Source organism: Streptosporangium sandarakinum, from assembly GCF_050942225.1.
GTDB classification, from domain to species: domain Bacteria; phylum Actinomycetota; class Actinomycetes; order Streptosporangiales; family Streptosporangiaceae; genus Streptosporangium; species Streptosporangium nondiastaticum.
In genome coordinates, this window is sequence record NZ_CP192034.1 from 532,435 (window position 1) to 558,096 (window position 25,662).

Annotated in this window: 22 protein-coding genes; 19 read left to right on the forward strand and 3 right to left on the reverse strand. The window is 69.5% G+C overall.

The features are described 5' to 3' along the window. The first annotated feature begins 94 nt into the window (after positions 1-94). Complete coding sequence (locus tag ACQP10_RS02580; RefSeq protein WP_346017920.1) at positions 95-292, forward strand: DUF4229 domain-containing protein; 198 nt, start codon at positions 95-97, stop codon at positions 290-292. Here the strand turns inward: ACQP10_RS02580 and ACQP10_RS02585 are convergent, their stop codons facing one another. Then, positions 293-1,690 (reverse strand): hypothetical protein, encoded by a 1,398-nt coding sequence (locus ACQP10_RS02585; RefSeq protein WP_433540802.1) that lies wholly within the window; start codon positions 1,688-1,690, stop codon positions 293-295. A gap of 78 nt (positions 1,691-1,768) precedes the next feature. Between ACQP10_RS02585 and ACQP10_RS02590 the strand changes: the two genes are divergently transcribed. The 17 genes from ACQP10_RS02590 to ACQP10_RS02670 all read left to right on the forward strand — a co-directional run bounded on the left by ACQP10_RS02590 (position 1,769) and on the right by ACQP10_RS02670 (position 20,508). Beyond that, the gene (locus ACQP10_RS02590) at positions 1,769-2,494 is read left to right on the forward strand and encodes a demethylmenaquinone methyltransferase (RefSeq protein ID WP_346017918.1); all 726 of its coding nucleotides are present in this window, start codon (positions 1,769-1,771) and stop codon (positions 2,492-2,494) included. A 145-nt stretch (positions 2,495-2,639) separates the two neighbouring features. Beyond that, positions 2,640-3,917, forward strand: coding sequence for a geranylgeranyl reductase family protein (locus ACQP10_RS02595; protein ID WP_179820496.1), 1,278 nt, complete (start codon positions 2,640-2,642; stop codon positions 3,915-3,917). Positions 3,918-4,044: 127 nt separating this feature from the next. Then, the gene (locus ACQP10_RS02600) at positions 4,045-4,404 is read left to right on the forward strand and encodes an NADH-quinone oxidoreductase subunit A (protein ID WP_179820493.1); all 360 of its coding nucleotides are present in this window, start codon (positions 4,045-4,047) and stop codon (positions 4,402-4,404) included. Between the two features lie 2 nt (positions 4,405-4,406). Next, on the forward strand, positions 4,407-4,958 hold the full coding sequence (locus tag ACQP10_RS02605) for a NuoB/complex I 20 kDa subunit family protein (protein WP_179820475.1): 552 nt from the start codon (positions 4,407-4,409) through the stop codon (positions 4,956-4,958). A gap of 58 nt (positions 4,959-5,016) precedes the next feature. After that, the gene (locus ACQP10_RS02610) at positions 5,017-5,691 is read left to right on the forward strand and encodes an NADH-quinone oxidoreductase subunit C (protein WP_179820472.1); all 675 of its coding nucleotides are present in this window, start codon (positions 5,017-5,019) and stop codon (positions 5,689-5,691) included. Further along, complete coding sequence (locus ACQP10_RS02615) at positions 5,688-7,016, forward strand: NADH-quinone oxidoreductase subunit D (RefSeq protein ID WP_346017917.1); 1,329 nt, start codon at positions 5,688-5,690, stop codon at positions 7,014-7,016. The genes ACQP10_RS02610 and ACQP10_RS02615 overlap by 4 nt, the downstream gene beginning before the upstream one ends. Beyond that, on the forward strand, positions 7,013-7,702 hold the full coding sequence (nuoE, locus tag ACQP10_RS02620; protein ID WP_346017916.1) for an NADH-quinone oxidoreductase subunit NuoE: 690 nt from the start codon (positions 7,013-7,015) through the stop codon (positions 7,700-7,702). Before ACQP10_RS02615 ends, nuoE begins: the two co-directional genes overlap by 4 nt. After that, the gene (gene nuoF, locus ACQP10_RS02625; protein WP_346017915.1) at positions 7,699-8,985 is read left to right on the forward strand and encodes an NADH-quinone oxidoreductase subunit NuoF; all 1,287 of its coding nucleotides are present in this window, start codon (positions 7,699-7,701) and stop codon (positions 8,983-8,985) included. Before nuoE ends, nuoF begins: the two co-directional genes overlap by 4 nt. Next, entirely contained in the window at positions 8,982-11,405 is a 2,424-nt protein-coding gene (locus ACQP10_RS02630; protein WP_399498870.1) for an NADH-quinone oxidoreductase subunit G, read from the forward strand. The genes nuoF and ACQP10_RS02630 overlap by 4 nt, the downstream gene beginning before the upstream one ends. Next, the gene (gene nuoH, locus ACQP10_RS02635; RefSeq protein WP_179820461.1) at positions 11,402-12,739 is read left to right on the forward strand and encodes an NADH-quinone oxidoreductase subunit NuoH; all 1,338 of its coding nucleotides are present in this window, start codon (positions 11,402-11,404) and stop codon (positions 12,737-12,739) included. The genes ACQP10_RS02630 and nuoH overlap by 4 nt, the downstream gene beginning before the upstream one ends. Continuing rightward, the gene (gene nuoI, locus ACQP10_RS02640) at positions 12,726-13,241 is read left to right on the forward strand and encodes an NADH-quinone oxidoreductase subunit NuoI (RefSeq protein WP_179820459.1); all 516 of its coding nucleotides are present in this window, start codon (positions 12,726-12,728) and stop codon (positions 13,239-13,241) included. Before nuoH ends, nuoI begins: the two co-directional genes overlap by 14 nt. Then, a complete protein-coding gene (locus tag ACQP10_RS02645; protein ID WP_346017913.1) occupies positions 13,234-14,190 on the forward strand; it encodes an NADH-quinone oxidoreductase subunit J in 957 nt (318 codons plus the stop codon). The genes nuoI and ACQP10_RS02645 overlap by 8 nt, the downstream gene beginning before the upstream one ends. Beyond that, positions 14,187-14,483, forward strand: a complete 297-nt coding sequence (gene nuoK, locus ACQP10_RS02650) for an NADH-quinone oxidoreductase subunit NuoK (protein ID WP_179820454.1) — start codon at positions 14,187-14,189, stop codon at positions 14,481-14,483. Before ACQP10_RS02645 ends, nuoK begins: the two co-directional genes overlap by 4 nt. A 70-nt stretch (positions 14,484-14,553) precedes the next feature. Continuing rightward, positions 14,554-16,422, forward strand: a complete 1,869-nt coding sequence (nuoL, locus tag ACQP10_RS02655; RefSeq protein WP_346019675.1) for an NADH-quinone oxidoreductase subunit L — start codon at positions 14,554-14,556, stop codon at positions 16,420-16,422. Beyond that, entirely contained in the window at positions 16,422-17,951 is a 1,530-nt protein-coding gene (locus ACQP10_RS02660) for an NADH-quinone oxidoreductase subunit M (RefSeq protein ID WP_179820451.1), read from the forward strand. The genes nuoL and ACQP10_RS02660 overlap by 1 nt, the downstream gene beginning before the upstream one ends. Beyond that, on the forward strand, positions 17,948-19,498 hold the full coding sequence (nuoN, locus tag ACQP10_RS02665) for an NADH-quinone oxidoreductase subunit NuoN (protein ID WP_389991838.1): 1,551 nt from the start codon (positions 17,948-17,950) through the stop codon (positions 19,496-19,498). The genes ACQP10_RS02660 and nuoN overlap by 4 nt, the downstream gene beginning before the upstream one ends. A gap of 14 nt (positions 19,499-19,512) precedes the next feature. Further along, positions 19,513-20,508, forward strand: coding sequence for a polyprenyl synthetase family protein (locus ACQP10_RS02670; RefSeq protein WP_346017912.1), 996 nt, complete (start codon positions 19,513-19,515; stop codon positions 20,506-20,508). Positions 20,509-20,537: 29 nt separating this feature from the next. Here ACQP10_RS02670 and rarD read toward each other — a convergent pair whose 3' ends face one another. Beyond that, entirely contained in the window at positions 20,538-21,461 is a 924-nt protein-coding gene (gene rarD, locus ACQP10_RS02675; RefSeq protein WP_179820444.1) for an EamA family transporter RarD, read from the reverse strand. Positions 21,462-21,627: 166 nt separating this feature from the next. Here rarD and msrA point away from each other — a divergent pair, with 166 nt between their 5' ends. Next, positions 21,628-22,287, forward strand: a complete 660-nt coding sequence (gene msrA / locus ACQP10_RS02680; protein WP_389991834.1) for a peptide-methionine (S)-S-oxide reductase MsrA — start codon at positions 21,628-21,630, stop codon at positions 22,285-22,287. Between the two features lie 292 nt (positions 22,288-22,579). On the opposite strand, the gene ACQP10_RS02685 is transcribed toward msrA, so the two are convergent. After that, positions 22,580-25,660 carry a tetratricopeptide repeat protein gene (locus ACQP10_RS02685; RefSeq protein WP_433540803.1) on the reverse strand — a complete coding sequence of 1,027 codons (3,081 nt, stop codon included), beginning with the start codon at positions 25,658-25,660 and terminating at the stop codon, positions 22,580-22,582. Between the last annotated feature and the right edge of the window lie 2 nt (positions 25,661-25,662).

Genomic DNA, 25,662 nt, shown 5'->3' on the forward strand with positions numbered 1-25,662 from the left:
AAGAGCGTCCGCTCTGTCTTTATGGCACCGTCATGCGCCCGGATACTCCGGGGCGGCACGGACCATACGTGGAGGGTGACGTAACCTCGACGGTGTGCATCCCGTCTTCGTTTACACCGCCTCCCGGCTGGGACTGTTCGCCGTGAGCTTCGGCCTGCTGTATCTCCTCGGCCTGCGTGAGCTCTTGATCCTCATAGTCGCCGCATTCCTGGTCAGTGGGGTGGCCAGTTACGTCCTGCTGTCCAAACAGCGGGACGCGGTGAGCGCGCGAATCGCCAAGAATCAGAAGTGATCACGGCAGCGGGAACATGCCGACTCGGGCATGGTACTCGTGACCGAGCCGAGTTGTGTCGCTACCAACGAGTAGTCCCCTGGGGCAGGTGAGGAACGCCTTGACCCCGATTCCCCGGTCTCTGGTGGGATTCCACGGCAGTGCCCGGCCGGTGCGCGGGTCGATGGCCCCGATCCCCGGACGCGGAACCGCTCCAGGCCCCGCGGAGTCATGGCCCTCCGGATTGTCCAGCCAGCGTTGGTGGCCGCCGACGTAGACCGCGGCCCCGGTCGCCGCCACCGCGTACAGCGAGTCACCCCCGGTGTGGTTGACCCAGGTGGGGGAGACCTCGCCCGAGGCGCGCGGCGGGCGGGTCTCGAAGCGCGCGGCGGTGTCGCACGGCCGACCCGCCCCGCGCGGGCCTCCGGTCGTGACGACCGCGAAATAGGCGCCGTCGGGTGCGAAGTCCAGGCCGCGCACATAGCTCGGGAAGTCGCGGGCGCACCGCGCCGCGTAGAAGGCGGTCCGCCAGGCGTCGACCCGGGCGGCGCGGACGTCCACCAGGCCGAGCTGGGCCCTCGGCAGCCCGCCGAGGGTGGTGAAGTCGCCGCCGACCGCCAGCTTCCCGCCGCCGAGCGCCAGCGCGTGGACCCGTACCCGGGAGCCCCGTGGCGCGCCCGGCCGGATGCCGAACGCGGGGTCGGCGGCGCCGGTGGCGGCGTCCAGCCGGGCCAGGGCCGGGCTGGCCAGGCCGCCCGCGTGGGTGAAGCCGCCGCCCGCGTACAGCGCCGAACCGTCCCTGACCAGGGTGGTCACCGCGCCGCCGCGGATCCGGGCGGCGAAGCCGCTCACCGGCGAGCCGTCGGACAGCCGCAGCCGGGCCAGCGCGCCGGTCCGGCGGAGGGCGGGGCCGCCCGCCGCGGTGAACTCCCCGCCGGCGTAGACGGTGCCGCCGTCGCCGGCGGCCAGCGCCCGGACCGGTCGGTCGGGCCGCGGCGCGAAGCCCGGCAGGATCCGCCCGGTGGCCAGGTCGTAGGCGAAGAGGTTGCGCCGCTCCACCGCCCGCGCCGAGCCGGCCTCGCGCACCCGGCCGAACCTGCCGCCGACCACCACCGTGTCGCCGACCAGGGCGATGGCGTTGACGATCCCGTCGAGAACGTGCGGGGTGGTGTCCACCGGGTCGGCCGAGACGACCGCGGGGTGCCGGACCGTGCCGGCCGCGGCGGGCGGCGGGGGGACGGCGAGGACGGCGAGGACGGCGAGGACGGCGAGGGCCGACGCGGCGGTGACGGAGGCCCGGCGGAGAGCGGGGACGGTCGCGGCGGGAGCAGCGGCCCGGCGGAGGACGGAGGCGGCCGCCACCGGAACCGGGACCGGAACGGGGACGACGACCCGGGGAGGGGCGGTTTCGGGGAGCATTCCGCAATTACTAGCAGACCGTGAGTAACCGAGTTGCTACTTTCCGTGGAATGTCCTCGCGGGCCTAGTCTTGTCCTCATGACGCGCGCTTCGCTGGACAAGCAACCGCACGAGGTCGCCGCGATGTTCGATCGCACGGCCCGGCGCTACGACCTGGTAAACGACATCATCTCCCTCGGCCAGGTCCGGCTGTGGCGCAAGGCGACCGCGGCGGCCGTCGACGCCGGCCCCGGTGAGCTGGTCCTCGACCTCGGCGCGGGCACCGGCACCTCCACCGACACCTTCACCACCCTCGGCGCCCGCGCGATCGCCTCCGACTTCTCCCTCGGCATGCTGCGCACCGGTGTGCGGCGGCGGGGCGGCTCGGGGCTGTCCGGCGGCGGGGTGCGCGGGGTCACCTTCGTGGCCGGTGACGCGCTGCGGCTGCCGTTCGCCGACGACGTCTTCGACGCGGTGACGATCTCCACCGCGCTGCGCAACGTCCACGACACCGGCCAGGCGCTGCGCGAGATGCTGCGGGTGGCCAAGCCGGGGGCGCGCCTGGTGATCCTGGAGTTCTCCCACCCGACGAGCAAGGCGTTCGACCTCGTCTACACCCAGTACCTCATGAGGATGATGCCGCAGGCCGCCAGGCTGTTCGGCTCCAACGACGACTCCTACGAATATCTGGCCGAGTCGATCAGGGCTTGGCCGGATCAGGCCGGGCTGGCTAGGATCATCCGAGAGGCCGGCTGGGAACGGGTCGCGTGGCGCAACCTGGCCCTGGGGATCGTGGCGCTTCACCGCGCCTACAAGCCGGCGTGAAGATTCGCGGGCGTTGCCGTACCCCGCTGACACTTCTGGCCGTAAAGGGGCTAGACTTCGGGCCGACAAGTTTGTGAAGCACTTCACAAAGGAACGAAGGGCCGAATACTCAAAGGCCTCGAAGCTGTAGGACAGGACGGGTCTCGTGACCGTGCCAGCCGCCACACAGCGGAACGTCACCGAAATCGACGCCGACGTGATCGTCGTCGGCGCCGGACCCGCCGGCTCGACGACCGCCTTCCATCTCGCCCGGGCCGGCCTTGAGGTCCTGCTGCTCGAAAAGACCACCTTCCCCCGGGAGAAGGTCTGCGGCGACGGCCTGACGCCCCGGGCGGTCAAGCAGCTCATCGCCATGGGCATCGACATCGACGCCCCCGGCTGGATCAGGAACAAGGGCCTGCGGGTGGTCGGCGGCGGCCTGCGCTTCGAGCTCGACTGGCCCGAGCTGGCGAGCTACCCCGACTTCGGCCTGGTGCGCACCCGGCAGGACTTCGACCAGATCCTCGCCGCCAACGCCGAGCGCGCCGGGGTCCGCCTGCTGCAGGGCGTGAACGTCACCGCCCCGATCCTCGACGAGCGCAGCGGCCACGTCGTCGGCGTCACCGCGAAGAAGGACGGCGAGGAGGTCTCCTACCGTTCCCGCCTGGTGGTCGCCGCCGACGGCAACTCCACCCGGCTCTCCCTGGCGATGGGGCTGCACAAGCGCGAGGACCGCCCGATGGGCGTGGCCGTACGGACGTACTTCACCAGCCCGCGCCACGACGACGACTATCTTGAGACCTGGCTGGAGCTGTGGGACGGCGACACCCTGCTGCCCGGCTACGGCTGGATCTTCGGCGTCGGCGACGGCACCTCCAACGTCGGCCTCGGGCTGCTGAACACCAGCGACGCCTTCAAGGGCACCGACTACCGCGACCTGCTGCGGCGCTGGGTGGCGACCATGCCGCCCGAGTGGGGCTACGTCGAGGAGAACATGACCGTCCCCATCCGGGGCGCGGCGCTGCCGATGGCCTTCAACCGGCAGCCCCACTACACCCGCGGCCTGGTGCTCGTCGGGGACGCGGGCGGGATGATCAACCCGTTCAACGGCGAGGGCATCGCGTACGCGATGGAGACCGGCCACATCGCGGCGGAGACGATCGTCCAGGCGCTCGGCCGGGCGACCGCGGCCCAGCGCGAGCGGGTGCTGCGGGCCTATCCGAGCATCCTCAAGGACGCCTACGGCGGCTACTTCACCCTGGGCCGCGGGTTCGTGGAGCTCATCGGCCACCGCGGGGTGATGAACTTCGTCACCCGTCACGCGCTGCCGCACCCGCCGCTGATGAGGTTCGCGCTGAAACTGCTGGCCAACCTCACCGACCGGCGCGGCGACGCGTCCGACCGCATCATCAACGCCCTGTCGAAGGTGGCGCCACCGGCATGAACACCTGCTTTGTGAAGCCCGGCCAGCGGGAGGCGAGCGCGATGACCGCCCTGCCTAGACTTGCACACCACACAGACACGACCAGCTACGCGCCGGCGCGCGTGGAGATGGGAGAGGAGGCGTAGCGATGGACCTGTACGCGCCCATCCTGGTGCTCGCCGTTCTCGCGGCGGGATTCGCGATCTTCTCGGTGACGATCGCTCCCTTCACCGGTCCCAAGCGCTGGAACCGCGCGAAGCTCGACGCCTATGAGTGCGGCATCGAGCCGACGCCCCAGCCGGTCGGCGGCGGCCGCTTCCCGCTGAAGTACATGATCACCGCGATGCTCTTCATCGTGTTCGACATCGAGATCATCTTCCTCTACCCGTGGGCGGTCGCCTTCGACCGGCTCGGCGTCTTCGGGTTGGTCGAGATGGTGCTGTTCATCGTCACCGTTCTCGTGGCCTACGCGTACGTGTGGCGCCGCAAGGGTCTGGACTGGGACTAGATATGGGACTTGAAGAGAAACTTCCGAGCGGGTTCATGCTCAGCACGGTCGAGCAGGTCGCCGGCTGGGCACGCAAGAACTCCGTGTGGCCGGCCACCTTCGGTCTGGCCTGCTGCGCCATCGAGCTGATGTCCACCGGCGGTCCCAAGCACGACCTGGCGCGCTTCGGCATGGAGCGCGCTTCGGCGTCTCCGCGGCAGGCCGACCTCATGATCGTCGCGGGTCGGCTGTCGCAGAAGATGGCCCCGGTCCTGCGTCAGATCTACGACCAGATGGCCGAGCCCAAGTGGGTCATCGCCATGGGCGTCTGCGCCTCCAGCGGCGGCATGTTCAACAACTACGCCATCGTGCAGGGCGTGGACCACGTCGTGCCCGTCGACATCTACCTGCCCGGCTGCCCGCCGCGGCCGGAGATGCTCATCGACGCGATCGTGAAGCTGCACGACAAGATTCAGAACATGAAGTTCGGCGCGCACCGCGCCAAGCAGATCGACGAGCTCGAACTGCAGGCGCTGCGGACGCTGCCGCTGATCGACCAGGAGGCCGCGAAGTGACCGGCGGTTTCCCGGCGGCGGGCCCGCGCACGGCGGACGAGGAGCGGTAAGGCGACCGATGACTGACAACCTCCCCGAGATCCCGGAGGAGCCGATCGCCCGCACGGGCATGTTCGGCGCCACCGGCACCGGCGACACCTCCGGGTACGGCCGGCTGGTCGTGCGGCGCAAGCCCGAGCTGGCCACCCCGCGCCCCTACGGCGGCTACTTCGACACCATCGCCGACGAGCTGGAGCGCGCGCTCGGCGCGGACTTCGGCGACGCGATCGAGCGCGTGGTCGTCGACCGCGGCGAGCTGACCCTCCACGTCCGGCGTGAGCACCTGCCGAAGGTCGCCCGGACGCTGCGCGACGACCCGGCGCTGCGCTTCGAGCTGTCGCTCGGCGTCTCCGGCGTGCACTACCCGCACCTGGAGGGGGCGGAGCTGCACGCGGTGATCCACCTGTGCTCGATCACGCACAACCGGCGGCTGCGCCTGGAGATCTCCTGCCCCGACGCCGACCCGCACATCCCGTCCACGGTCTCGGTCTACCCGACCCACGACTGGCACGAGCGTGAGACGTGGGACTTCTTCGGGATCGTCTTCGACGGCCACCCGGCGCTGACCCGCATCATGATGCCCGACGACTGGGACGGCCACCCCCAGCGCAAGGACTACCCGCTCGGCGGAATCCCGGTGGAGTACCGCGGCGCCGAGATCCCGGCACCGGACCAGAGGAGGTCCTACCAATGAGTGCCCCCTACGACGAAGAGGTCACCGAGGGCAGGGTGTACACCGTCTCCGGCAACGACTGGTCGGAGCTGGTCGACTCCCTCAGCGGCCAGCAGGACCAGCAGCTCGTCGTCAACATGGGCCCGCAGCACCCGTCCACGCACGGCGTGCTCCGCCTGGTGCTGAACCTCGACGGAGAGACGGTCACCGAGGCCCGCACGGTCATCGGCTACCTGCACACCGGCATCGAGAAGAACCTCGAGTACCGGACGTGGACCCAGGGCACCACGTTCGTCACCCGGATGGACTACCTCGCGCCGATCTTCAACGAGACCGCCTACTGCATGGGCGTGGAGAAGCTGCTCGGCATCACCGACCGGGTCCCCGAGCGGGCCCAGGCCATCCGCGTGATGATGATGGAGCTCACCCGCATCTCCTCGCACATGGTGGCCATCGGCACCTTCGGCATGGAGCTGGGCGCGACCACGCCGTTCCTCTTCGGGTCCCGCGAGCGCGAGATGGTGCTCGACCTGATGGAGTACATCACCGGCCTGCGGATGAACATGGCCTACGTCCGGCCCGGCGGCGTCGCCGCCGACCTGCCGGCCGGCGCCGTGGACAAGGTCGGCGAGCTGCTCAAGGTCATGCCGGGCCGCATCCGCGACTTCCGCAAGATGCTCGACGCCAACCCGGTCTACCTCGCCCGCACCAAGGACGTCGCCTACCTCGACCTCACCGGCTGCATGGCCCTGGGCGTCACCGGGCCGATGCTGCGGGCCGCGGGCCTGCCGTGGGACCTGCGCAAGACGCAGCCCTACTGCGGCTACGAGACCTACGAGTTCGACGTGCCGACCGAGCGCAGCGCCGACGTCTACGGCCGCTACCTCGTGCGGGTGGCCGAGATGGAGGAGTCGCTCAAGATCATTGAGCAGGCCCTCGACCGGCTGGCCGGCCCGCTCAAGGGCGACCGCGTGATGGTGGACGACAAGAAGATCGGCTGGCCCGCGCAGCTCGCGCTCGGCCCCGACGGCTACGGCAACTCGCCCGACCACATCGCGCACATCATGAGCGGCTCGATGGAGGCGCTGATCCACCACTTCAAACTGGTGACCGAGGGCTTCCGGGTCCCGGCGGGTCAGGCCTACGCCTCGGTCGAGTCGCCCCGCGGCGAACTGGGCGCGCACGTCGTCAGCGACGGCGGCACCCGCCCCTACCGCGTGCACTTCCGCGACCCGTCCTTCACGAACCTGCAGGCCGTCCCCGCCACCTGCGAGGGCGGCATGGTCGCCGACGTGATCTCCGCGGTCGCTTCCATCGACCCGGTTATGGGAGGTGTGGACCGATGAGCCATGAGGAGGACGCCGTCGTGGGCGCGACCTATCCGCCGGAGGTCCGCGAGCGTCTGGAACGGGACGCCAAGGAGATCATCGGCCGCTACCCGAAGCCGCGTTCGGCCCTGCTGCCGCTGCTGCACCTGGTGCAGTCGGAGGACGGCTACGTCTCCGACGCGGGCCACGAGTTCTGCGCCGAGATGCTCGGCCTGAGCAAGGCCGAGGTCGTGGGCGTCTCGACCTTCTACACGATGTACAAGCGCAGGCCGATGGGCGAGTACCACGTCGGCGTGTGCATCAACACGCTGTGCGCCGTCATGGGCGGCGACCAGATCTGGGACGAGCTGTCCGAGCACACCGGAGTGGGTCACGACGAGACCACCCCGGACGGGAAGGTCTCGCTGGAGCGGCTGGAGTGCAACGCCGCCTGCGACTTCGCCCCGGTGATGATGGTCAACTGGGAGTTCTTCGACAACCAGACCCCGGACTCGGCCAAGCAGCTCGTCGACGACCTGAGGGACGGCAAGGACGTCGCGCCGACCCGCGGCCCGAAGAAGCTGTGCACCTTCAAGGAGGCGTCCCGGGTGCTCGCCGGGCTGTCCGACGGCCTGGCCGGTGAGGGCCCCTCGGCCGCCGGCGCCTCGCTGGAGGGCCTGAAGGTCGCCAAGGCCAACGGATGGAAGGCGCCCGAGGCACCATGACCACTCTCACCCCGGTCCTGACCGCGAACTGGGACCAGCCCGACTCCTTCACCCTCGACGGCTACGGCGACTACGCCGCCGCCCGCAAGGCGCTGACCATGGACCCCGACGCCGTCATCCAGGCGGTCAAGGACTCCGGTCTGCGCGGCCGCGGAGGCGCGGGCTTCCCCACCGGCATGAAGTGGGGATTCATCCCGCAGGGCGACGGCAAGCCGCACTACCTGGTGGTGAACGCCGACGAGTCCGAGCCCGGGACCTGCAAGGACATCCCGCTGATGATGGCCAACCCGCACTCGCTCGTCGAGGGCGTCATCATCACCTCCTACGCGATCCGCGCCAGCCACGCGTTCATCTACGTGCGCGGCGAGGTGCTGCACGTCATCCGCCGCCTGCGGGCGGCCGTGGCCGAGGCGTACGAGCGGGGCCTGCTCGGCAAGGACATCTTCGGCTCCGGCTTCGACCTGGAGCTGGTCGTCCACAGCGGGGCGGGCGCCTACATCTGCGGCGAGGAGACGGCGCTGCTCGACTCGCTGGAGGGCTATCGCGGCCAACCTCGGCTCAAGCCCCCCTTCCCCGCCGTGGCGGGCCTGTACGCCTCGCCGACTGTCGTGAACAACGTGGAGTCGGTGGCGAGTGTTCCCTCGATCATCACCAACGGCGCCGAGTGGTTCGCCTCGATGGGCACGGAGAAGTCCAAGGGCTTCGGAATCTTCTCCCTCAGCGGGCACGTCACCCGCCCCGGCCAGTACGAGGCGCCGCTCGGCATCACGCTGCGCGAGCTGCTCGACATGGCCGGCGGGATCCGCGCGGGCCACCGGCTGAAGTTCTGGACCCCCGGCGGGTCGAGCACCCCGATCTTCACTGACGAGCACCTGGACGTGCCGCTCGACTTCGAGTCGGTCGGCGCCAAGGGCTCCATGCTCGGCACCCGGGCCCTGCAGATCTTCGACGAGACCACCTGCGTGGTGCGCGCCGTACTGCGGTGGACCGAGTTCTACGCGCACGAGTCCTGCGGCAAGTGCACCCCCTGCCGGGAGGGCACCTACTGGCTCAAGCAGGTGCTCAAGCGGCTGGAGAAGGGTCAGGGCAGCGAAGAGGACCTGACCACGATCACCGACATCGCCGACAACATCCTGGGCCGCTCCTTCTGCGCCCTGGGCGACGGGGCCACCAGCCCCATCCACTCGTCGGTGAAGCTCTTCCGCGACGAGTACCTCAAGCACTTCGAGATCGGCGGCTGCCCGTTCGATCACGCTCCGTCCACGGTGTGGGGGACCGCATGACAGTCGAAGCGACCACCCCGGCCCAGGCGCCGGTAGACCTGGTGACCCTCACGATCGACGGCTTCCAGGTCAGCGTCCCCAAGGGGACGATGATCATCCGGGCGGCGGAGCTGCTCGGCATCCAGATCCCGCGGTTCTGCGACCACCCGCTGCTGGAGCCGGCCGCCAACTGCCGCCAGTGCCTGGTGGACATCACCGACGCCGGCAACGGCCGAGGCTTCCCCAAGCCGCAGCCGTCCTGCGCCATCGAGGCGGCCCCGGGCATGGTGGTGCAGACCCAGCTCACCTCCCCGGTGGCGGAGAAGGCGCAGCGCGGCGTCATGGAGCTGCTGCTGATGAACCACCCGCTGGACTGCCCGGTCTGCGACAAGGGCGGCGAGTGCCCCCTGCAGAACCAGGCGATGTCCAACGGGCAGGGCGAGAGCCGCTTCACCGAGGCCAAGCGGACCTTCCCCAAGCCGGTCGCGCTGTCCACCGAGGTGCTGCTCGACCGTGAGCGGTGCGTCCAGTGCGCCCGCTGCATCCGCTTCTCCGACGAGATCGCCGGCGACCCGCTCATCGACTTCTTCGAGCGCGGGGCCAAGGAGCAGGTCGGCGCCGCCGACGGGCAGCCGTTCGAGTCCTACTTCTCTGGCAACACCGTGCAGATCTGCCCGGTGGGCGCGCTGACCGGCGCCGCCTACCGCTTCCAGGCCCGCCCGTTCGACCTGGTCTCCACGCCCAGCGCGTGCGAGCACTGCGCCAGCGGCTGCTCGCTGCGCACCGACCACCGCCGCGGCAAGGTCACCCGCCGCCTCGCCGGGGACGACCCGGAGGTCAACGAGGAGTGGAACTGCGACAAGGGCCGCTGGGCGTTCACCTACACCACCGCGGCCGACCGGCTGAAGACCCCGCTGGTCCGTGACGAGGAGGGCCGCCTGGTCCCGGCCTCCTGGCCGGAGGCGCTCGCCGTCGCCGCCGCCGGGCTGGCCGCGGCCCGCGGTCGCGCCGGCGTGCTCGTCGGCGGCCGGGTCACGGTCGAGGAGGCCTACGCCTACTCCAAGTTCGCCCGGACCGCGCTCGGCACCAACGACATCGACTTCCGCTCCCGCCCCCTGTCGGCGGAGGAGACGCTGTTCCTCGCGCACGCCGTCGCCGGCAAGGGCATCGAGGTCCGCTACTCCGACCTGGAGGCGGCCCCGGCCGTGCTCCTCGCGGGCTTCGAGCCCGAGGAGGAGTCGCCGATCGTCTTCCTGCGGCTGCGCAAGGCGTGGCGCAAGAAGGGCCTGCCGGTCTTCTCGATCGCCCCGTTCGCGAGCCCCGGCCTGGCCAAGATGGGCGGCACGCTGCTGCGCGCGCTGCCCGGCGCCGAGGCCGAGGCCCTGGACGAGCTGATCTCCGGCGGCTCGCCGGCCGCCGAGGCCCTCCGCAGGCCGGGCGCGGTCATCCTCGCCGGCGAGCGGCTCGCCACCGCGCCCGGCGCGCTCTCGGCGCTGGTACGGCTGGCCGACGCGACCGGCGCCCGGCTGGCCTGGGTGCCGCGCCGGGCCGGTGAGCGCGGCGCCGTCGAGGCGGGCGCGCTGCCGAACCTGCTGCCGATCGGCCGCCCGGTCGCCGACGAGACGGCCCGCGCCGAGGTGGCCCGGGTCTGGAACGTCACCTCGCTGCCGGACACCCCCGGCCGCGACACCTCCGGCATCCTGGGCGCGGCGCTGGACGGCGAGCTGGACGCGCTCATCGTGGCCGGCGTCGACCCCTACGACCTGGCCGACCCCGAGGCCGCGCTGGCGGCCCTGGAGAACACCCCGTTCATCGTGAGCCTGGAGCAGCGGGCCAGCGCCGTCACCGACCGCGCGGACGTGGTGCTGCCGGTCGCCGCGGCGGCCGAGAAGTCCGGCACGTTCGTCAACTGGGAGGGGCGCGGCCGCACGTTCGACCAGGCGCTCCGGGTGCCCGGGGTGATGAGCGACCTGCGGGCCCTGACCGCGATCGCCGACCACATGGACGTCCACCTCGGTCTGCCCGACCCGGCCGCCGCCCGCCGCGAGCTCGGCTCGATCGGCGCCTGGCGCGGCCCCCGGGCCGCCGCCCCGGACATCGCCGGCCGCCGGGTTCCGGCCCTGCGGCCGGGCGAGGCGACCCTCGCCACCTGGCACCTGCTGCTCGACGACGGGCGCCTGCAGGACGGCGAGCCGTACCTCGCGGGCACCGCCCGTGAGGCCGCGGCGCTGGTGTCGGCGGCCACCGCGGCCGCGTCGGGGATCTCCGACGGCGACAAGATCGTCGTCACCGGCGAGCGTGGCTCGCTGAGCGTCCCGGTGCGGATCGCCGACCTGCCCGACGGGGTCGTGTGGCTGCCGTCGAACTCCGCCGGCCGCTCGGTGACCCGAGACCTGGGCGCCGTCGCCGGTGACACCGTAAAGATCGGGAGTGTCTCGTGAGGACTACTCTGCTAGCAGCGGCCGATCCGACCCTCGCCGACTTCGGCAAGGACCCGCTCTGGATCAGCATCATCAAGGCCGTCGTCATCTTCATCGTCCTGATGCTGGGCGTGCTGTTCGGCGTGTGGTTCGAGCGCAAGCTGATCTCCCGCATGCAGAACCGCTACGGCCCCAACCGGGCCGGCAAGTTCGGTCTCCTGCAGTCGGTCGCCGACGGCCTGAAGATGGGCCTCAAGGAAGACCTGATGCCCCGGACCGTCGACAAGGTGATCTACTTCATCGCCCCGGTGGTCCTGGCGGTCCCGGCGTTCCTGGCCTTCTCGGTCGTCCCGATGGGCCCGATGGTCTCCATGTTCGGCGTCGAGACGCCGCTGCAGCTCACCGACCTGCCGGTCGCGGTGCTGCTGGTGCTGGCGATGGCATCGGTCGGCGTGTACGGCATCGTGCTCGCCGGCTGGGGGTCGCGCTCGCCGTACGCGATGCTGGGCGGCCTGCGGGCCAGCGCCCAGGTGGTGTCCTACGAGATCGCGATGGGCCTGTCGTTCGTCGGCGTGTTCCTGTACGCCGGGACGCTGTCCACCTCCGAGATCGTCAGCGCGCAGGCCGGCGGCAACGAGCTCTTCGGCGTGCCGATGCCGTCGTGGTACATGATCACCCTGTTCCCGTCCTTCGTCATCTACGTCATCACGATGCTGGGCGAGACCAACCGGGTGCCCTTCGACCTGCCCGAGGGTGAGGGCGAGCTGGTCGGCGGCTTCCAGACGGAGTACTCCAACTCGCTGAAGTTCGCGGTCATCATGCTCGCCGAGTACGTCAACGTCTTCGTCGTCTCGGCCATATCGATCACCCTCTTCATGGGCGGCTGGCGCGCCCCGTGGCCGATCTCCCTCTGGGACGGCGCGAACAGCGGCTGGTGGCCGCTGCTGTGGTTCTTCGCGAAGATGGTGCTGGTCTTCGCCTTCTTCGTCTGGTGCCGCGCCTCGCTGCCGCGAGTCCGCTACGACCAGCTCATGGCCCTGGGATGGAAGATCCTCATCCCGGTCAACCTCGCCTGGATCCTTCTGATCGCCACCGCCAAGGCGTTCCGCCTGACCGGCACCGACCGGACGCTCGTGTACGCGCTGGGCGTCGTGGTGCTCATCGGCTGCGCCCTCATCTGGTGGCGCTTCGACAGCGTCCTGCAGCGGCGCAAGGAGGAGCGGGAGGCCCAGGTCCAGGCCGAGTTCGAGGAACTCGGCGCCGAGCCCGCCGCGGGCGGCTTCCCCGTGCCGCCGCTCGACCTGCCGCACTACCACGGGGTGGCGCGCAAGGAGGTTTCCAGTGGGAGCAACTGATTGGCTGAACCCCGTCAAGGGGTTCGGCGTGACCTTCCACACGATGTTCAAGAAGGTCGAAACGGTCAACTACCCCGAGGAGAAGCGGCCCACGGCTCCGCGGTTCCACGGCCGGCACCAGCTCAACCGCTGGCCCGACGGCCTGGAGAAGTGCGTCGGCTGTGAGCTGTGCGCCTGGGCCTGCCCGGCGGACGCGATCTACGTCGAGGGTGGCGACAACACCGACGAGGAGCGTTACTCGCCGGGTGAGCGCTACGGGCGCGTCTACCAGATCAACTACCTGCGGTGCATCCTGTGCGGCCTGTGCATCGAGGCCTGCCCGACCCGCGCGTTGACCATGACGAACGAGTACGAGCTCGCCGACTCCAGCCGCGAGAGCCTCATCTACACCAAGGAGATGCTCCTCGCGCCGCTCGGACCGGGGATGGAGACTCCGCCGCACCCCATGCGCCTGGGCGAGACCGAAGAGGACTACTACCGGCTGGGACGTAACAATGGGTGAGACCGTCACGTTCTGGGTGCTGGCCGTCGTCTCGGTCTCCGCCGCCCTCGGCCTCGTCTTCAGCCGCCGGGCCGTCTACTCGGCCCTGATGCTGGGCGTCGTCATGCTGTCCCTCGCGGTGCTCTACGCCGTCCAGGACGCCCCGTTCCTCGCCGCGGTGCAGATCGTCGTCTACACCGGCGCGGTCATGATGCTCTTCCTGTTCGTGCTCATGCTCGTCGGCGTCGACTCCGCCGACTCGCTGGTCGAGACGATCAAGGGGCAGCGCTTCTGGGCCGCGATCGCGGGCCTGGCCTTCGTGCTCCTGCTCGCCCTGGGCGTCGGCAACGCCGCGTTCAGCCCGGCGGTCGGCGTCGAGGGCGCGGCGAAGGAGGCGGGCGGCAACGTCCCGGCGCTGGCCCAGCTCATCTTCACCCGGTACGTCTTCGCCTTCGAGGTCACCTCGGCGCTGCTGATCACCGCCGCGCTCGGCGCCATGGTCCTGGCCCACCGCGAGCGGGTCCGGCCCAAGGCCACCCAGCGCGACCTGGCCCGCGCCCGGTTCGCCGGGCCGCAGCCGTCGCCGCTGCCCGGCCCCGGCACCTACGCCCGGCACAACGCCATCGACATGCCGGCCCTGCTGCCCGACGGCTCGGTGGCGGTCAAGTCGATCAACCGGGTGCTGGCCCGGCACGACATGGAGGACGGCGTCCGGCCCACCGACCCCGAGAAGGCCGCGCTCATCCGCCAGGTCATCGACAAGGAGAAGGCCGGCGAGCCCGACGAGGCGGCCGGCGAGGCCGCCGCGGGCGAGGGCTTCCGGGTCGAGGAGAGCGTCGCCGAGCGCAATCCCGCCGTCGAGAGTCCCGCGGCCGCCCAGGGCGCCCCGGCCGAGGACGGCGTCGCCGAGCGCGACTCCGCCGTAGCCGGACACGACCGGGAAGCGGCTCAACGAGAGGAAGGCCAGTGACCACCCACTACCTGGTGCTCTCCGCGCTGCTGTTCGCGATCGGCGCCGTCGGCGTGCTGATCCGGCGCAACGCGATCGTGGTGTTCATGTGCGTGGAGCTCATGCTCAACGCCTGCAACCTCGCGTTCGTGACCTTCGCCCGGCAGCACGGAAACCTTGACGGTCAGCTCATCGCGTTCTTCGTGATGGTGGTGGCCGCGGCCGAGGTCGTGGTCGGCCTTGCCATCATCGTGATGATCTTCCGAACCCGCAGGTCGGCGTCGGTGGACGACGCGAACCTGCTGAAGTACTAAGAGGTGGCCGGTGCAATCTCCCGTTGAGATCTTCCAGCACTCCGGTGGGGTGATCGGGGTCTCCTGGCTGATGATCGCGCTGCCGTTGCTCGGCGCCGCGGTCCTCCTGCTGGGCGGCCGCCGCACCGACCGCTGGGGTCACCTCCTCGGCGTGGTGATGTCGCTGGCCGCCTTCGTGGTGGCCGTCGCAGCCTTCGTCGAACTGCTCGGCCTGCCCGCCGGGGAGCGCCGCCGGGCGATCAGCCTGTACGAGTTCATCCCCGGCGTCGCCGACACGGGGCTGCTGATCGACCCGCTGTCGATCAGCTTCGCGCTGCTGATCACCGGTGTGGGCTCGCTGATCCACATCTACTCGATCGGCTACATGTCGCACGACCCCGACCGGCGCAGGTTCTTCTCCTACCTGAACCTGTTCGTCGCGGCGATGCTGCTGCTGGTGCTGTCGGACAACTACCTCGGCCTGTTCGTCGGCTGGGAGGGCGTGGGTCTGGCGTCCTACCTGCTGATCGGGTTCTGGCAGTTCAAGCCCACCGCGGCGACCGCCGCGAAGAAGGCGTTCATCGTCAACCGCGTCGGCGACCTCGGGCTGCTGATCGCGCTGTTCACGATCTGGTCGGTCTTCGGCTCGTTCGCCTACAAGAACCTCGGCGCCGGCGCCGTACAGGACGCGCTGGCCGGCGGCAGCCTGTCCCAGGGCACGGTCACCGCGATCGGCCTGCTGCTGCTCCTCGGCGCCTGCGGCAAGTCGGCGCAGCTGCCGCTGCAGTCCTGGCTGCTCGACGCGATGGAGGGCCCGACCCCGGTCTCGGCCCTCATCCACGCCGCGACCATGGTCACCGCCGGCGTCTACCTGGTCGTCCGGTCCGGCGCGTTCTTCGAGGCCGCCCCGACCGCGCAGCTCGTCGTGACGATCGTCGGCGTGGCCACGCTGCTCGCCGGTGCGATCATCGGTTGCGCCAAGGACGACATCAAGAAGGGCCTGGCCGGTTCGACGATGTCGCAGATCGGCTACATGATGCTCGGCGCGGGCCTCGGCCCGGTCGGCTACGCCTTCGCCATCGCGCACCTGATCACGCACGGCTTCTTCAAGGCCAACATGTTCCTCGGCGCGGGCTCGGTCATGCACGCGATGAACGACGAGGTCAACATGCGCCGCTACGGCGGCCTGTTCACGGTGATGAAGATCACCGCGGTCACCTTCTTCATCGGCTACCTCGCGATCATCGGCTTCCCGCTGCTCTCCGGTTACTACACCAAGGAGGGCATCATCGAGACGGCCATGGAGCACAACGAGATCCTCGGCTGGCTCGCCGTGCTCGGCGCCGGTCTGACCGGCTTCTACATGTCGCGGATGGTCTTCATGACCTTCTTCGGCAAGCGGCGCTGGGCCGACGACGCCCACCCGCACGAGTCGCCCTCGGTCATGACCGTCCCGCTGATCCTGCTGTCCATCGGCTCGATCGGCCTGGGCGCCTACCTGATCCTCGGCAACCGGTTCATGAAGTTCCTCGCCCCGGCCGTCGGCCTGCCGGCGGAGCTGCCCGAGCCGCACATCTTCGGCGTCGGCACGGTCGGCCTGGCCACGCTCGCACTGGTCGCGATCGGCGCCGCGTTCGCCTGGTTCCGGTACGGCGCCGCCGAGGTGCCCGAGGTCGCCCCGCGCGGCTCCTTCCTCACCGTCTTCGCCCGCCGCGACCTGTACGGCGACGCCCTGAACGAGGCGCTGTTCATGCGCCCCGGCCAGTGGCTGACCCGGATCGCGGTGTTCTTCGACAACCGCGGCATCGACGGCCTGGTCAACGGGCTGGCCGCGGGCATCGGCGGGACCTCCGGGCGGGTGCGCCGCATCCAGACCGGCTACGTCCGGTCCTACGCGTTGTCCATCCTCTTCGGTGCCGCCGTGGTCGTTGGCGCGCTGCTCTACGTAGGGACCATGTGATGCCCTGGCTCTCAACCCTGATGGCCGTGCCCGTACTGGGCGCGGTGGGTGTCTCCCTTGTCAAGAACGACAAGCTCGCCAAGCAGGTCGCCCTGGCGGTCTCGCTGGTCGTGCTGGCGCTCACGGTCGTCATGGCGACCCGGTTCGACCCCTCCTCGGCCGAGCGGTTCCAGTTCGCCGAGGTCCACCAGTGGATCCCGCGGTTCGGCGTCCACTACGGCGTCGGCGTGGACGGCATCGCGCTGGTGCTGATCGCGCTGTCGGCGCTGCTCGTGCCGATCGTGATCCTGGCCTCCTGGCACGACGCGGACGGCACCGGGGCCGCGGCCCCGCCCAAGCGGTCGGTGCGGACCTACTTCGCGCTGCTGCTGGTGCTGGAAGCGATGATGATCGGCGTCTTCGCGGCGACCGACGTCTTCCTCTTCTACGTGTTCTTCGAGGCCATGCTGATCCCGATGTACTTCATGATCGGGTCGTACGGCGGCGTCCAGCGGTCCTACGCGGCCGTGAAGTTCCTGCTCTACTCGCTCTTCGGCGGCCTGCTCATGCTGGTCGCGGTGATCGCCCTCTACGTGGTCGCCGAGAAGAACACCTTCATGTTCCCCGAGTTGATCGGGGCCATCCAGGACCCGGGCACCCAGAAGTGGCTCTTCCTGGGCTTCTTCATCGCCTTCGCGGTCAAGGCGCCGCTGTGGCCGTTCCACACCTGGCTGCCCGACGCCGCGGCGCAGGCCCCGGCCGGCGCCGCCGTGCTGCTGGTCGGCGTGCTGGACAAGGTCGGCACCTACGGCATGCTCCGTTTCTGCCTGGAGCTGTTCCCGGAGGCGTCGAAGTTCTTCACCCCGCTGGTGATCGTGCTGGCCGTGGTCGGCATCGTCTACGGCGCGATCGTGGCCATCGGCCAGACCGACATGAAGCGCCTGATCGCCTACACCTCGATCTCGCACTTCGGCTTCATCGCCCTGGGCGTCTTCGCGATGACGAAGGACGCCGGCGCGGGCGCCACGCTGTACATGGTCAACCACGGGTTCTCCACCGGTGCGCTGTTCCTGATCGCCGGGTTCCTGATCTACCGCCGGGGTTCCAGCCGCATCGCCGACTACGGCGGCGTGCAGAAGGTCTCCCCGGTGCTCGCCGGGTCCTTCCTGATCGCCGGCCTGTCCGGTCTGTCGCTGCCGGGCCTGTCGACGTTCGTCAGCGAGTTCATGGTCCTCATGGGCTCCTACGAGCGCTACAAGGTCGCGGCGATCATCGCCGCCTCCGGCGTGGTGCTGGCGGCGATCTACATCCTGTGGATGTACCAGCGGACGATGAACGGCCCGACGGCCGAGTCGGTCAAGGGCTTCACCGACCTCAACGCACGTGAGCGGTGGGTGGTGGGCCCGCTGGTCGCGCTCCTCATCGTCTTCGGTTTCTTCCCCAAGCCGATGCTCGACGTGATCAATCCCGCGGTGGACAAGACGCTCTCCAGCGTTCATGTGACCCCGTTCACCCCGGCCGTCGCTGAGAAGAAGGGGGCCGGGCAGTGAACGGCACCATCCAAGCTCCGACGATCGAATACGCGCTGCTCTCCCCGATGCTGATCGTGTTCGGCGCGGCGATCATCGGAGTCCTGATCGAGGCGTTCGCGCCTCGCTATCTGCGCAAGTCGATCCACATGCCGCTGACGCTGCTGGCGCTGCTCGGCGCGTTCGCCACCACGATCCTCGGGGGGGTGAACGGCCTGCCGACCAGCGCCTCCGCCATGGGCGCGGTCGCGGTCGACGGGCCGGCCCTGTTCGTCTGGGGCATCATCCTCATCCTCGCCTTCGTCAGCGTGCTGCTGATCAACGACGACGAGCAGTTCGTCGCGCAGGCGGCCGCCGTACCGGGCAGCTCCGACGAGGAGGAGGCGGTCCGCAGCGGCTACGCGCAGACCGAGGTCTACCCGCTGCTGCTGTTCGCGGTCGGCGGCATGCTGCTGTTCTCCTCCGCCAACGACCTGCTGGCCATGTTCGTCGGCCTGGAGGTCATGTCGCTGCCGCTGTACCTGCTGTGCGGCCTGGCCCGCCGTCGCCGCCTGCTGTCGCAGGAGGCGTCGGTCAAGTACTTCCTGCTCGGCGCGTTCTCCTCGGCCTTCTTCCTGTACGGCATGGCCCTGGTGTACGGCTACACCGGGACGGTGAGCCTCAAGGGCATCGGCGACGCGCTCGGCATGGTCTCCGGCCAGGAGACGCTGCTGCTGATCGGCACCGCGATGCTCGGCGTCGGCCTGCTGTTCAAGATCGGCGCCGCGCCGTTCCAGGCGTGGAAGCCCGACGTCTACCAGGGCGCGCCGACCGCGGTCACCGCCCTGATGGCCTCCACCGTCCTGGTGGCCGCCTTCGGCGCGGTGCTGCGCGTCTTCTGGGTCGCCCTGGGCGGCCTGGAGTGGAACTGGCAGCCGGTCATGTGGGGCATCGCGATCCTGACCATGATCGTCGGCGCGATCCTGGCCATCACCCAGACCGACATCAAGCGGATGCTCGCCTACTCCTCGGTCGCGCACGCGGGCTTCCTGCTCACCGGCGTGATCGCCACCGGCGCCGCCGCGCAGAACGCGAAGGCGCTGTCGGCCATCCTGTTCTACCTCGCCGCGTACGGCTTCACCACGGTCGGCGCGTTCGCGGTGGTCACCATGGTCCGCGACGCGGGCGGCGAGGCCGGTCACCTGTCCCGCTGGGCGGGCCTGGGCAAGCGGTCGCCGTTCCTGGCCGGAGTCTTCGCGTTCTTCCTGCTGGCCTTCGCGGGCATCCCGCTGACCAGCGGTTTCTTCGGGAAGTACGCGGTGTTCGCGGCGGCGGTCTCCGGCGGCGCGGTGCCGCTGGTCGTGGTCGGCGTGGTGAGCTCGGCCATCGCCGCGTTCTTCTACGTCCGGGTGATCGTGCTGATGTTCTTCAACGACCCCGCGGCGGACGGGCCGAGCATCGCCGTCCCCACTGTGGGGACCTCGGCTGTGGTCGCACTCGCGGCAGCGGCTACCGTAGTGCTGGGAGTTTTCCCCCAGCCGGTGCTCGATCTCGCGGACCAGGCTGCGTCCGCGTTGTTCATTCGTTAGAGGAGTAGTGCTTCATGGCTGCGCCACCGGTTGTTGATCTGCCTTTCATCGACGAACGGCTGGCGCAGGACCTCACAGCGGGGCTGGGAGAGGTCGAGAAGCTGCTGCGGGCCTCGGTGGAGAGCGACGACGCCTTCGTGACGGAGGCGTCCAAACACCTCATCGAGGCCGGCGGCAAGCGGTTCCGGGCGATGCTCGTGCTGCTGGCCGCCCAGTTCGGCGCCGCGGACGCCCCCGGGGTCGTGCCGGGGGCGGTGGTCATCGAGCTGACCCACCTGGCGACGCTCTACCACGACGACGTCATGGACGAGGCCCCGGTGCGCCGGGGCTCCCCGTCGGCCAACGCCCGGTGGGACAACACCGTGGCGATCCTGACCGGCGACTACCTGTTCGCCCAGGCGTCGGAGATCCTCGCCGACCTCGGCGCCGACATCATCCGCATCCAGGCGCAGACGTTCTCCCGCCTGGTGCGCGGGCAGATCCGCGAGACCATCGGCCCCCGCCCCGGCGAGGACGCGGTCGCCCACTACATCAACGTCCTGGCCGACAAGACCGGCTCCCTCATCGCGACCTCCGGCCGGTTCGGCGCCCTGCTGAGCGGCGCCGCGCCGGAGGTCGTCGAGCGGCTGACCCGGGCCTGCGAGGCCATCGGCGTGGCCTGGCAGCTCGGCGACGACCTGCTCGACGTCGCCTCGGAGTCGGCCGAGTCCGGCAAGACCCCCGGCACCGACCTGCGCGAGGGCGTCCGGACGCTGCCGGTGCTGCACGTCCTGGCCTCCGACGACCCCGCCGACGCCCGGCTGCGCGAGCTGCTGGCCGGTCCGGTGGCCGAGGAGGACGTCGAGGAGACCCTGCGCCTGCTGCGCGCCAACCCGGCCATGGAGCAGGCCCGCGCCGAGCTCGTCGCCTGGGCCGACCGGGCCCGCGAGGACCTGTCGGGCCTGCCCGACATCCCGGCCCGCGCCGCCTACCTGGCGCTGTGCGACTACGTGGTCGAGCGCTCGGGCTGACCGGGCCGTGGCCCCGGTGCGGGGCCTCCCTATCCGGGCGTGCCCGCCGGCTCCAGATCGCGGAGCGCGACGCGGCGCGCCTGGTGGGCGGCCCGGAGGCTGTCCCAGGTGAAGATCGACAGGGCCAGCCAGACGATGGCGAACCCGGCCCACCGGCTGGCCGGCATCGCCTCGTGGACGACGAACACCCCGCACAGGAACTGCAGCACCGGGGCGATGTACTGCAGCAGGCCGATCGTGGTGAGCGGCACCCGGATCGCGGCGGCGGTGAAGCAGAGCAGCGGCACGGCCGTGATCGCGCCGGCGCCGGCCAGCAGGAGGGCGTGGCCCGTGCCCGCGTTCGCGAAGGTGCCCTCACCCTGGACCTGCAGGTAGACCAGGTAGGCGAACGCGGGCACCAGCAGCACCAGCGTCTCGATGGTCATGCTCTCCGCGGCCCCGACCGCCGCGATCTTCTTGATGAGACCGTAGGTGCCGAAGCTGGCGGCCAGGACCAGCGCGATCCACGGCAGCCTGCCGTAGTCGACCGTGAGGACGACGACGGACAGGGCGCCCATGCCGACCGCCGCCCACTGCAGCGGCCGCAGCCGCTCCTTGAGCAGGAAGACGCCGAACAGGACGCTGACCAGGGGGTTGATGAAGTAGCCGAGCGCGCTCTCGACCACGTGGCCGGTGTTGACCGCGTAGATGTAGACGCCCCAGTTCACGGTGACGATCGCCGCGGCCAGGACGAGCAGGCCGAGCTTGCGGGGGGTGCGCAGGAGCTCGCCGAACCACGACCAGTGCCGCCGGACCGCCAGGATGGCGGCGACGACCACCAGGGACCACACCATGCGATGGGCGAGGATCTCCAGGGCGCCGGACGGCTTCAGCAGCGGCCAGTAGAGGGGGAAGAGTCCCCACATGGCGTAGGCGGCGATGCCGTACAGGACTCCTCGGCGCGATTCAGGCATGTTTCATATTTTCGCTGCTTACCACATTTAATACAAATTAGCGATGCTTCGTTAATTGTTAAGCGGCACTTACGGGAACATCGGGGTGCGCGTACTGGTTCCCCCTGTAGCGACAGGTGAGGGCGCCCGGGCCCCCTGGAGCGACAGGTGAGGAGGATGTCGGCAAATGGGCTGGCTGTTCGGCAACAAGACTTCCATGGTGTCCCCGGAGAACGCGCTGCCGGGCCGTGACACGAGGATGGCGGTGCCCGCGCGCCACGCCGTCCTCGACGCCCCGCTGGCTCCGCCGTACCCCGAGGGGACCGAGATCGCCGACTTCGGCCTCGGCTGCTTCTGGGGCGCCGAGCGGAAGTTCTGGCAGACCCCCGGCGTGGTGTCCACCTCCGTCGGCTACGCCGGCGGGTACACCCCCAACCCCACCTACGAGGAGGTCTGCACCGGGCAGACCGGTCACGCCGAGGTCGTCCGCGTGGTCTTCGACCCGGCCAGGATCTCCTACGAGGAGCTGCTGCGCGTCTTCTGGGAGGCCCACGACCCCACCCAGGGCATGCGCCAGGGCAACGACGTCGGCACCCAGTACCGCTCGGCGATCTACTTCCACTCGCCCGAGCAGGAGAAGGCCGCCCTGGCCTCGCGCGACGCCTACCGGAAGGTGCTCGCCGACGCGGGCTACGGCGACATCACCACCGAGATCGCCCCGGCCGGCGACTACTTCTACGCCGAGGAGTACCACCAGCAGTACCTTTGGCGCAACAAAAACGGGTACTGCGGGATCGGGGGAACGGGCGTCGCCTGTCCGGTCGGCCTCACGTCCGGCGAGGCGTAGACCTGAGGAGATAGTCGATTGCTGACCTGAGGTCGCCCGGTTCATCCGGTGTCGATCTCGGGTCGGGGCTGTTTCCGGCGACAATCTTCTCTACACGATCAAGGGCGGCCCGCTCCGCGGCCCGCCGCGCGTTGGGCTGTCGCCGGCCGCGCTGCGGCTCTTCGGCTGGTCGCGGTCGCGCCACCCACTTGCCCAGGCCGCCATGGCGACATAAGTGAAGATAATTCGCCCGGGAGCGATCACGTATTGCTGTAGCTGTCCTGGATGTGTCCAGCTTCTTGCTGCACTTCTGTTACCTCGGCGGACGATCCGACCTCGTGAAATAGATGCCGAGGTTGGTCAAGGAGCGTGCGAGGTCGGGGCGGTAGCGGTCGGGGTGGGCTTTCGCCAGTTCCCGGTAGATGGTGACGGCCTCTTCTGTAATCGGCAGGGCTTCGGCCGGACGGTCCAGCTCCGCGAAGCGCATGCCGAGGTTGGTCAAGGAGCGTGCGAGGTTGGGGTGGTAGCGGTCGGGGTGGGCTTTCGCCAGTTCCCGGTAGATGGTGACGGCTTCTTGTTCTGTGGACAGGGCTTCGGTCAGACGGTCCAGCTCCGCGAAGCGCATGCCGAGGTTGGTCAGGGTGTTGGCGAGGTTGGGGTGGTAGCGGTCGGGGTGGGCTTTCGCCAGTTCCCGGTAGATGGTGACGGCTTCTTGTTCTGTGGACAGGGCTTCGGTCAGACGGTCCAGCTTCGCGAAGCGCATGCCGAGGCTGGTCAAGGAGCGTGCGAGGTTGGGGTGGTAGCGGTCGGGGTGGGCTTTCGCCAGTTCCCGGTAGATGGTGACGGCTACTTGTTCTGCGGACAGGGCTTCGGCCGGACGGCCCATGTCTGAGAATGTCACGCCGAGGTTGGTCAAGGCGTTGGCGAGGTCGGGGCGGTAGCGGTCGGGGTGGGCTTTCGCCAGTTCCCGGTAGATGGTGAAGGCTACTTGTTCTGCGGACAGGGCTTCGGTCAGACGGTCCAGCTTCGCGAAGTGGATACCGAGGTTGGTCAAGGAGCGTGCGAGGTTGGGGTGGTAGCGGTCGGGGTGGGCTTTCGCCAGTTCCCGGTAGATGGTGAAGGCTACTTGTTCTGCGGACAGGGCTTCGGCCGGGCAGCCCATGTCTGACAACGTCACGCCGAGGTTGGTCAAGGCGTTGGCGAGGTCGGGGCGGTAGCGGTCGGGGTAGGCTTCCGCCAGTTCCCGGTAGATGATGACGGCTTCTTGTTCTGCGGACAGGGCTTCGGTCAGACGGTTCAGCTTCACGAAGTGGATGCCGAGGTTGGTCAAGGCGTTGGCGAGGTCGGGGCGGTAACGGGCGGGGTAGGTTTCCGCCAGTTCCCGGCGGATGGTGACGGCCTCTTCTGTAATCGGCAGGGCTTCGGCCGGACGGTCCAGCTCCGCAAAACGGATGCCAAGGTTGGTCAAGGAGCGTGCGAGGTCGGAGCGGTAGCGGTCGGGGTGGGCTTTCGCCAGTTCCCGGTAGATGGTGACGGCCTCTTCTGTAATCGGCAGGGCTTCGGCCGGACGGTCCAGCTCCGCGAAGCGGATGCCGAGGTTGGTCAGGGCGTTGGCGAGGTTGGGGCGGTAGCGGTCGGGGTGGGCTTTCGCCAGTTCCCGGTAGATGGTGACGGCCTCTTCTGTAATCGGCAGGGCTTCGGCCGGACGACCCAACTTTGAGAAGTGGATGCCGAGGTTGGTCAAGGCGTTGGCGAGGTCGGGGCGGTAACGGGCGGGGTAGGCTTCCGCCAGTTCCAGGTAGATAGTGACGGCCTCTTGGACAGCAGGCAGGGCTTCGACCGGACGGCCCAACTCCGCAAAGTGGATGCCGAGGTTGTATAACCACCGTGCACGTTCCCCCGCCTCTGCATCCGTCGGAGTACTATCCAGAATGCGTTGTGCCAGCAGAGCATGCGCCTCGGTTAGTACTAGCGAGGGATACGGCAGTACCTCATACAACGCCACCAGTGTCTCTCGCGGCGCCGGAACCGTTCCCACCTCATCGGCGACTCGCGGAAGCAATCGCTGCAGGATCTCTCCGGCGGCTTCCAGTTCCTGCGCCGCCCGAGCCAACGTCACCAGTGCACGCCGTCCCTGACGCTCGTCCAGATTCTCTAGGCACGCCGATAGCAACTCAGCAGAGCCGCTGAACTTCTGGGTGACGTGCAGCTCCGCTAGTCGATCCGGCTGCAGCCGCCCTAGCCACTCATGGTCATCATCGGGGGGGTAAAGCTCGTGCAGCCAGTCAGCTACCACCAATGAGGCAGTTACGCCCGGCACTCGCCCCACCACCTCAGCTGCCTGCCGGCGGTCTAAAGCCCCCAGCAGTGTGCCGGCCGCCACTGTTTGCTCCAGCATCAGCGTGCTCAGCCCGTTCGGACCTTGATGAAAACCCCGCGCTCGTGCACTCTGCACCCAGTAGCGCCGCTCATGGCCCAGCAGCTCTTCCAGCACATCCACCATCTTGATCCTGACCGCGCCGGCGTCGGGCCGCATCGACCGCAGCACCACCACCAGCGCCGCGGCGTGCAGGTCCAGGATCCGGTGAGGGCCGTCCCCCAACTCCACTTCAAATCGTTGCGGCACTTCCGTCTTCAACGCGGTAGCGAAGTACGGCACCGCCTCGTTCACCAGGTCATGCTCCGACTTGCCCGCCGTCACCCGCTCGGCCAGCGTGATGCCCTCGGCTCCGGCCGCGGCCACCATCTGCCGCACCTGCGCGGATTCGGCCCCCAGCTGTCGCCACCACTCCCCGGCACTGCGCGTCAGCAGCAGCACCCGTACCCGCCGCCCCTCATCAGCTGCCACGTCGTGCAGCAATGCCGATAGACCGGTGCGCGTCTCGGCGTAATCGACCACGATCAGCACCTGTCCCCGATCCACCGTCCGCCACCGGGACAATGCCTCGGCCTCGGTGTCGTCACGGACCTCCAGCACCCCCCACTCCCGCCCCAGCCGGTTGGCCAGCTCTGCCGCCAGACGTGATTTGCCGACTCCGCCCGGTCCCGTCAGCAGTCGCAGCTGTCCAGCATGTGGATCAGCGCACCAGGCTAGTAGGTCCTCAAGTTCCCGTTCTCGGCCCTCGAATGGCACCACGCCTCGCGAAGCATGCAGCAGCAATGCCGGGCCGGAGCCTCCTGGCACCAACTCGGCCACATTGTCAAGGTTGTCCCGGGCGGTAGCCCGCTCCCGCGCCCGGTCGAGCAGCGTCGGAGCGAAGGCCGTACCGATACCGCCGATCACAGCCCCTATCACTGTCAGCGCTGGTTTGCCGTCCGTGAGAGCCGCCACCGCTGCCGCTGTCGCAGCAACACCGACTACGGATGCTGCCAGTATGCGCTGAAAGCCGCCCATAC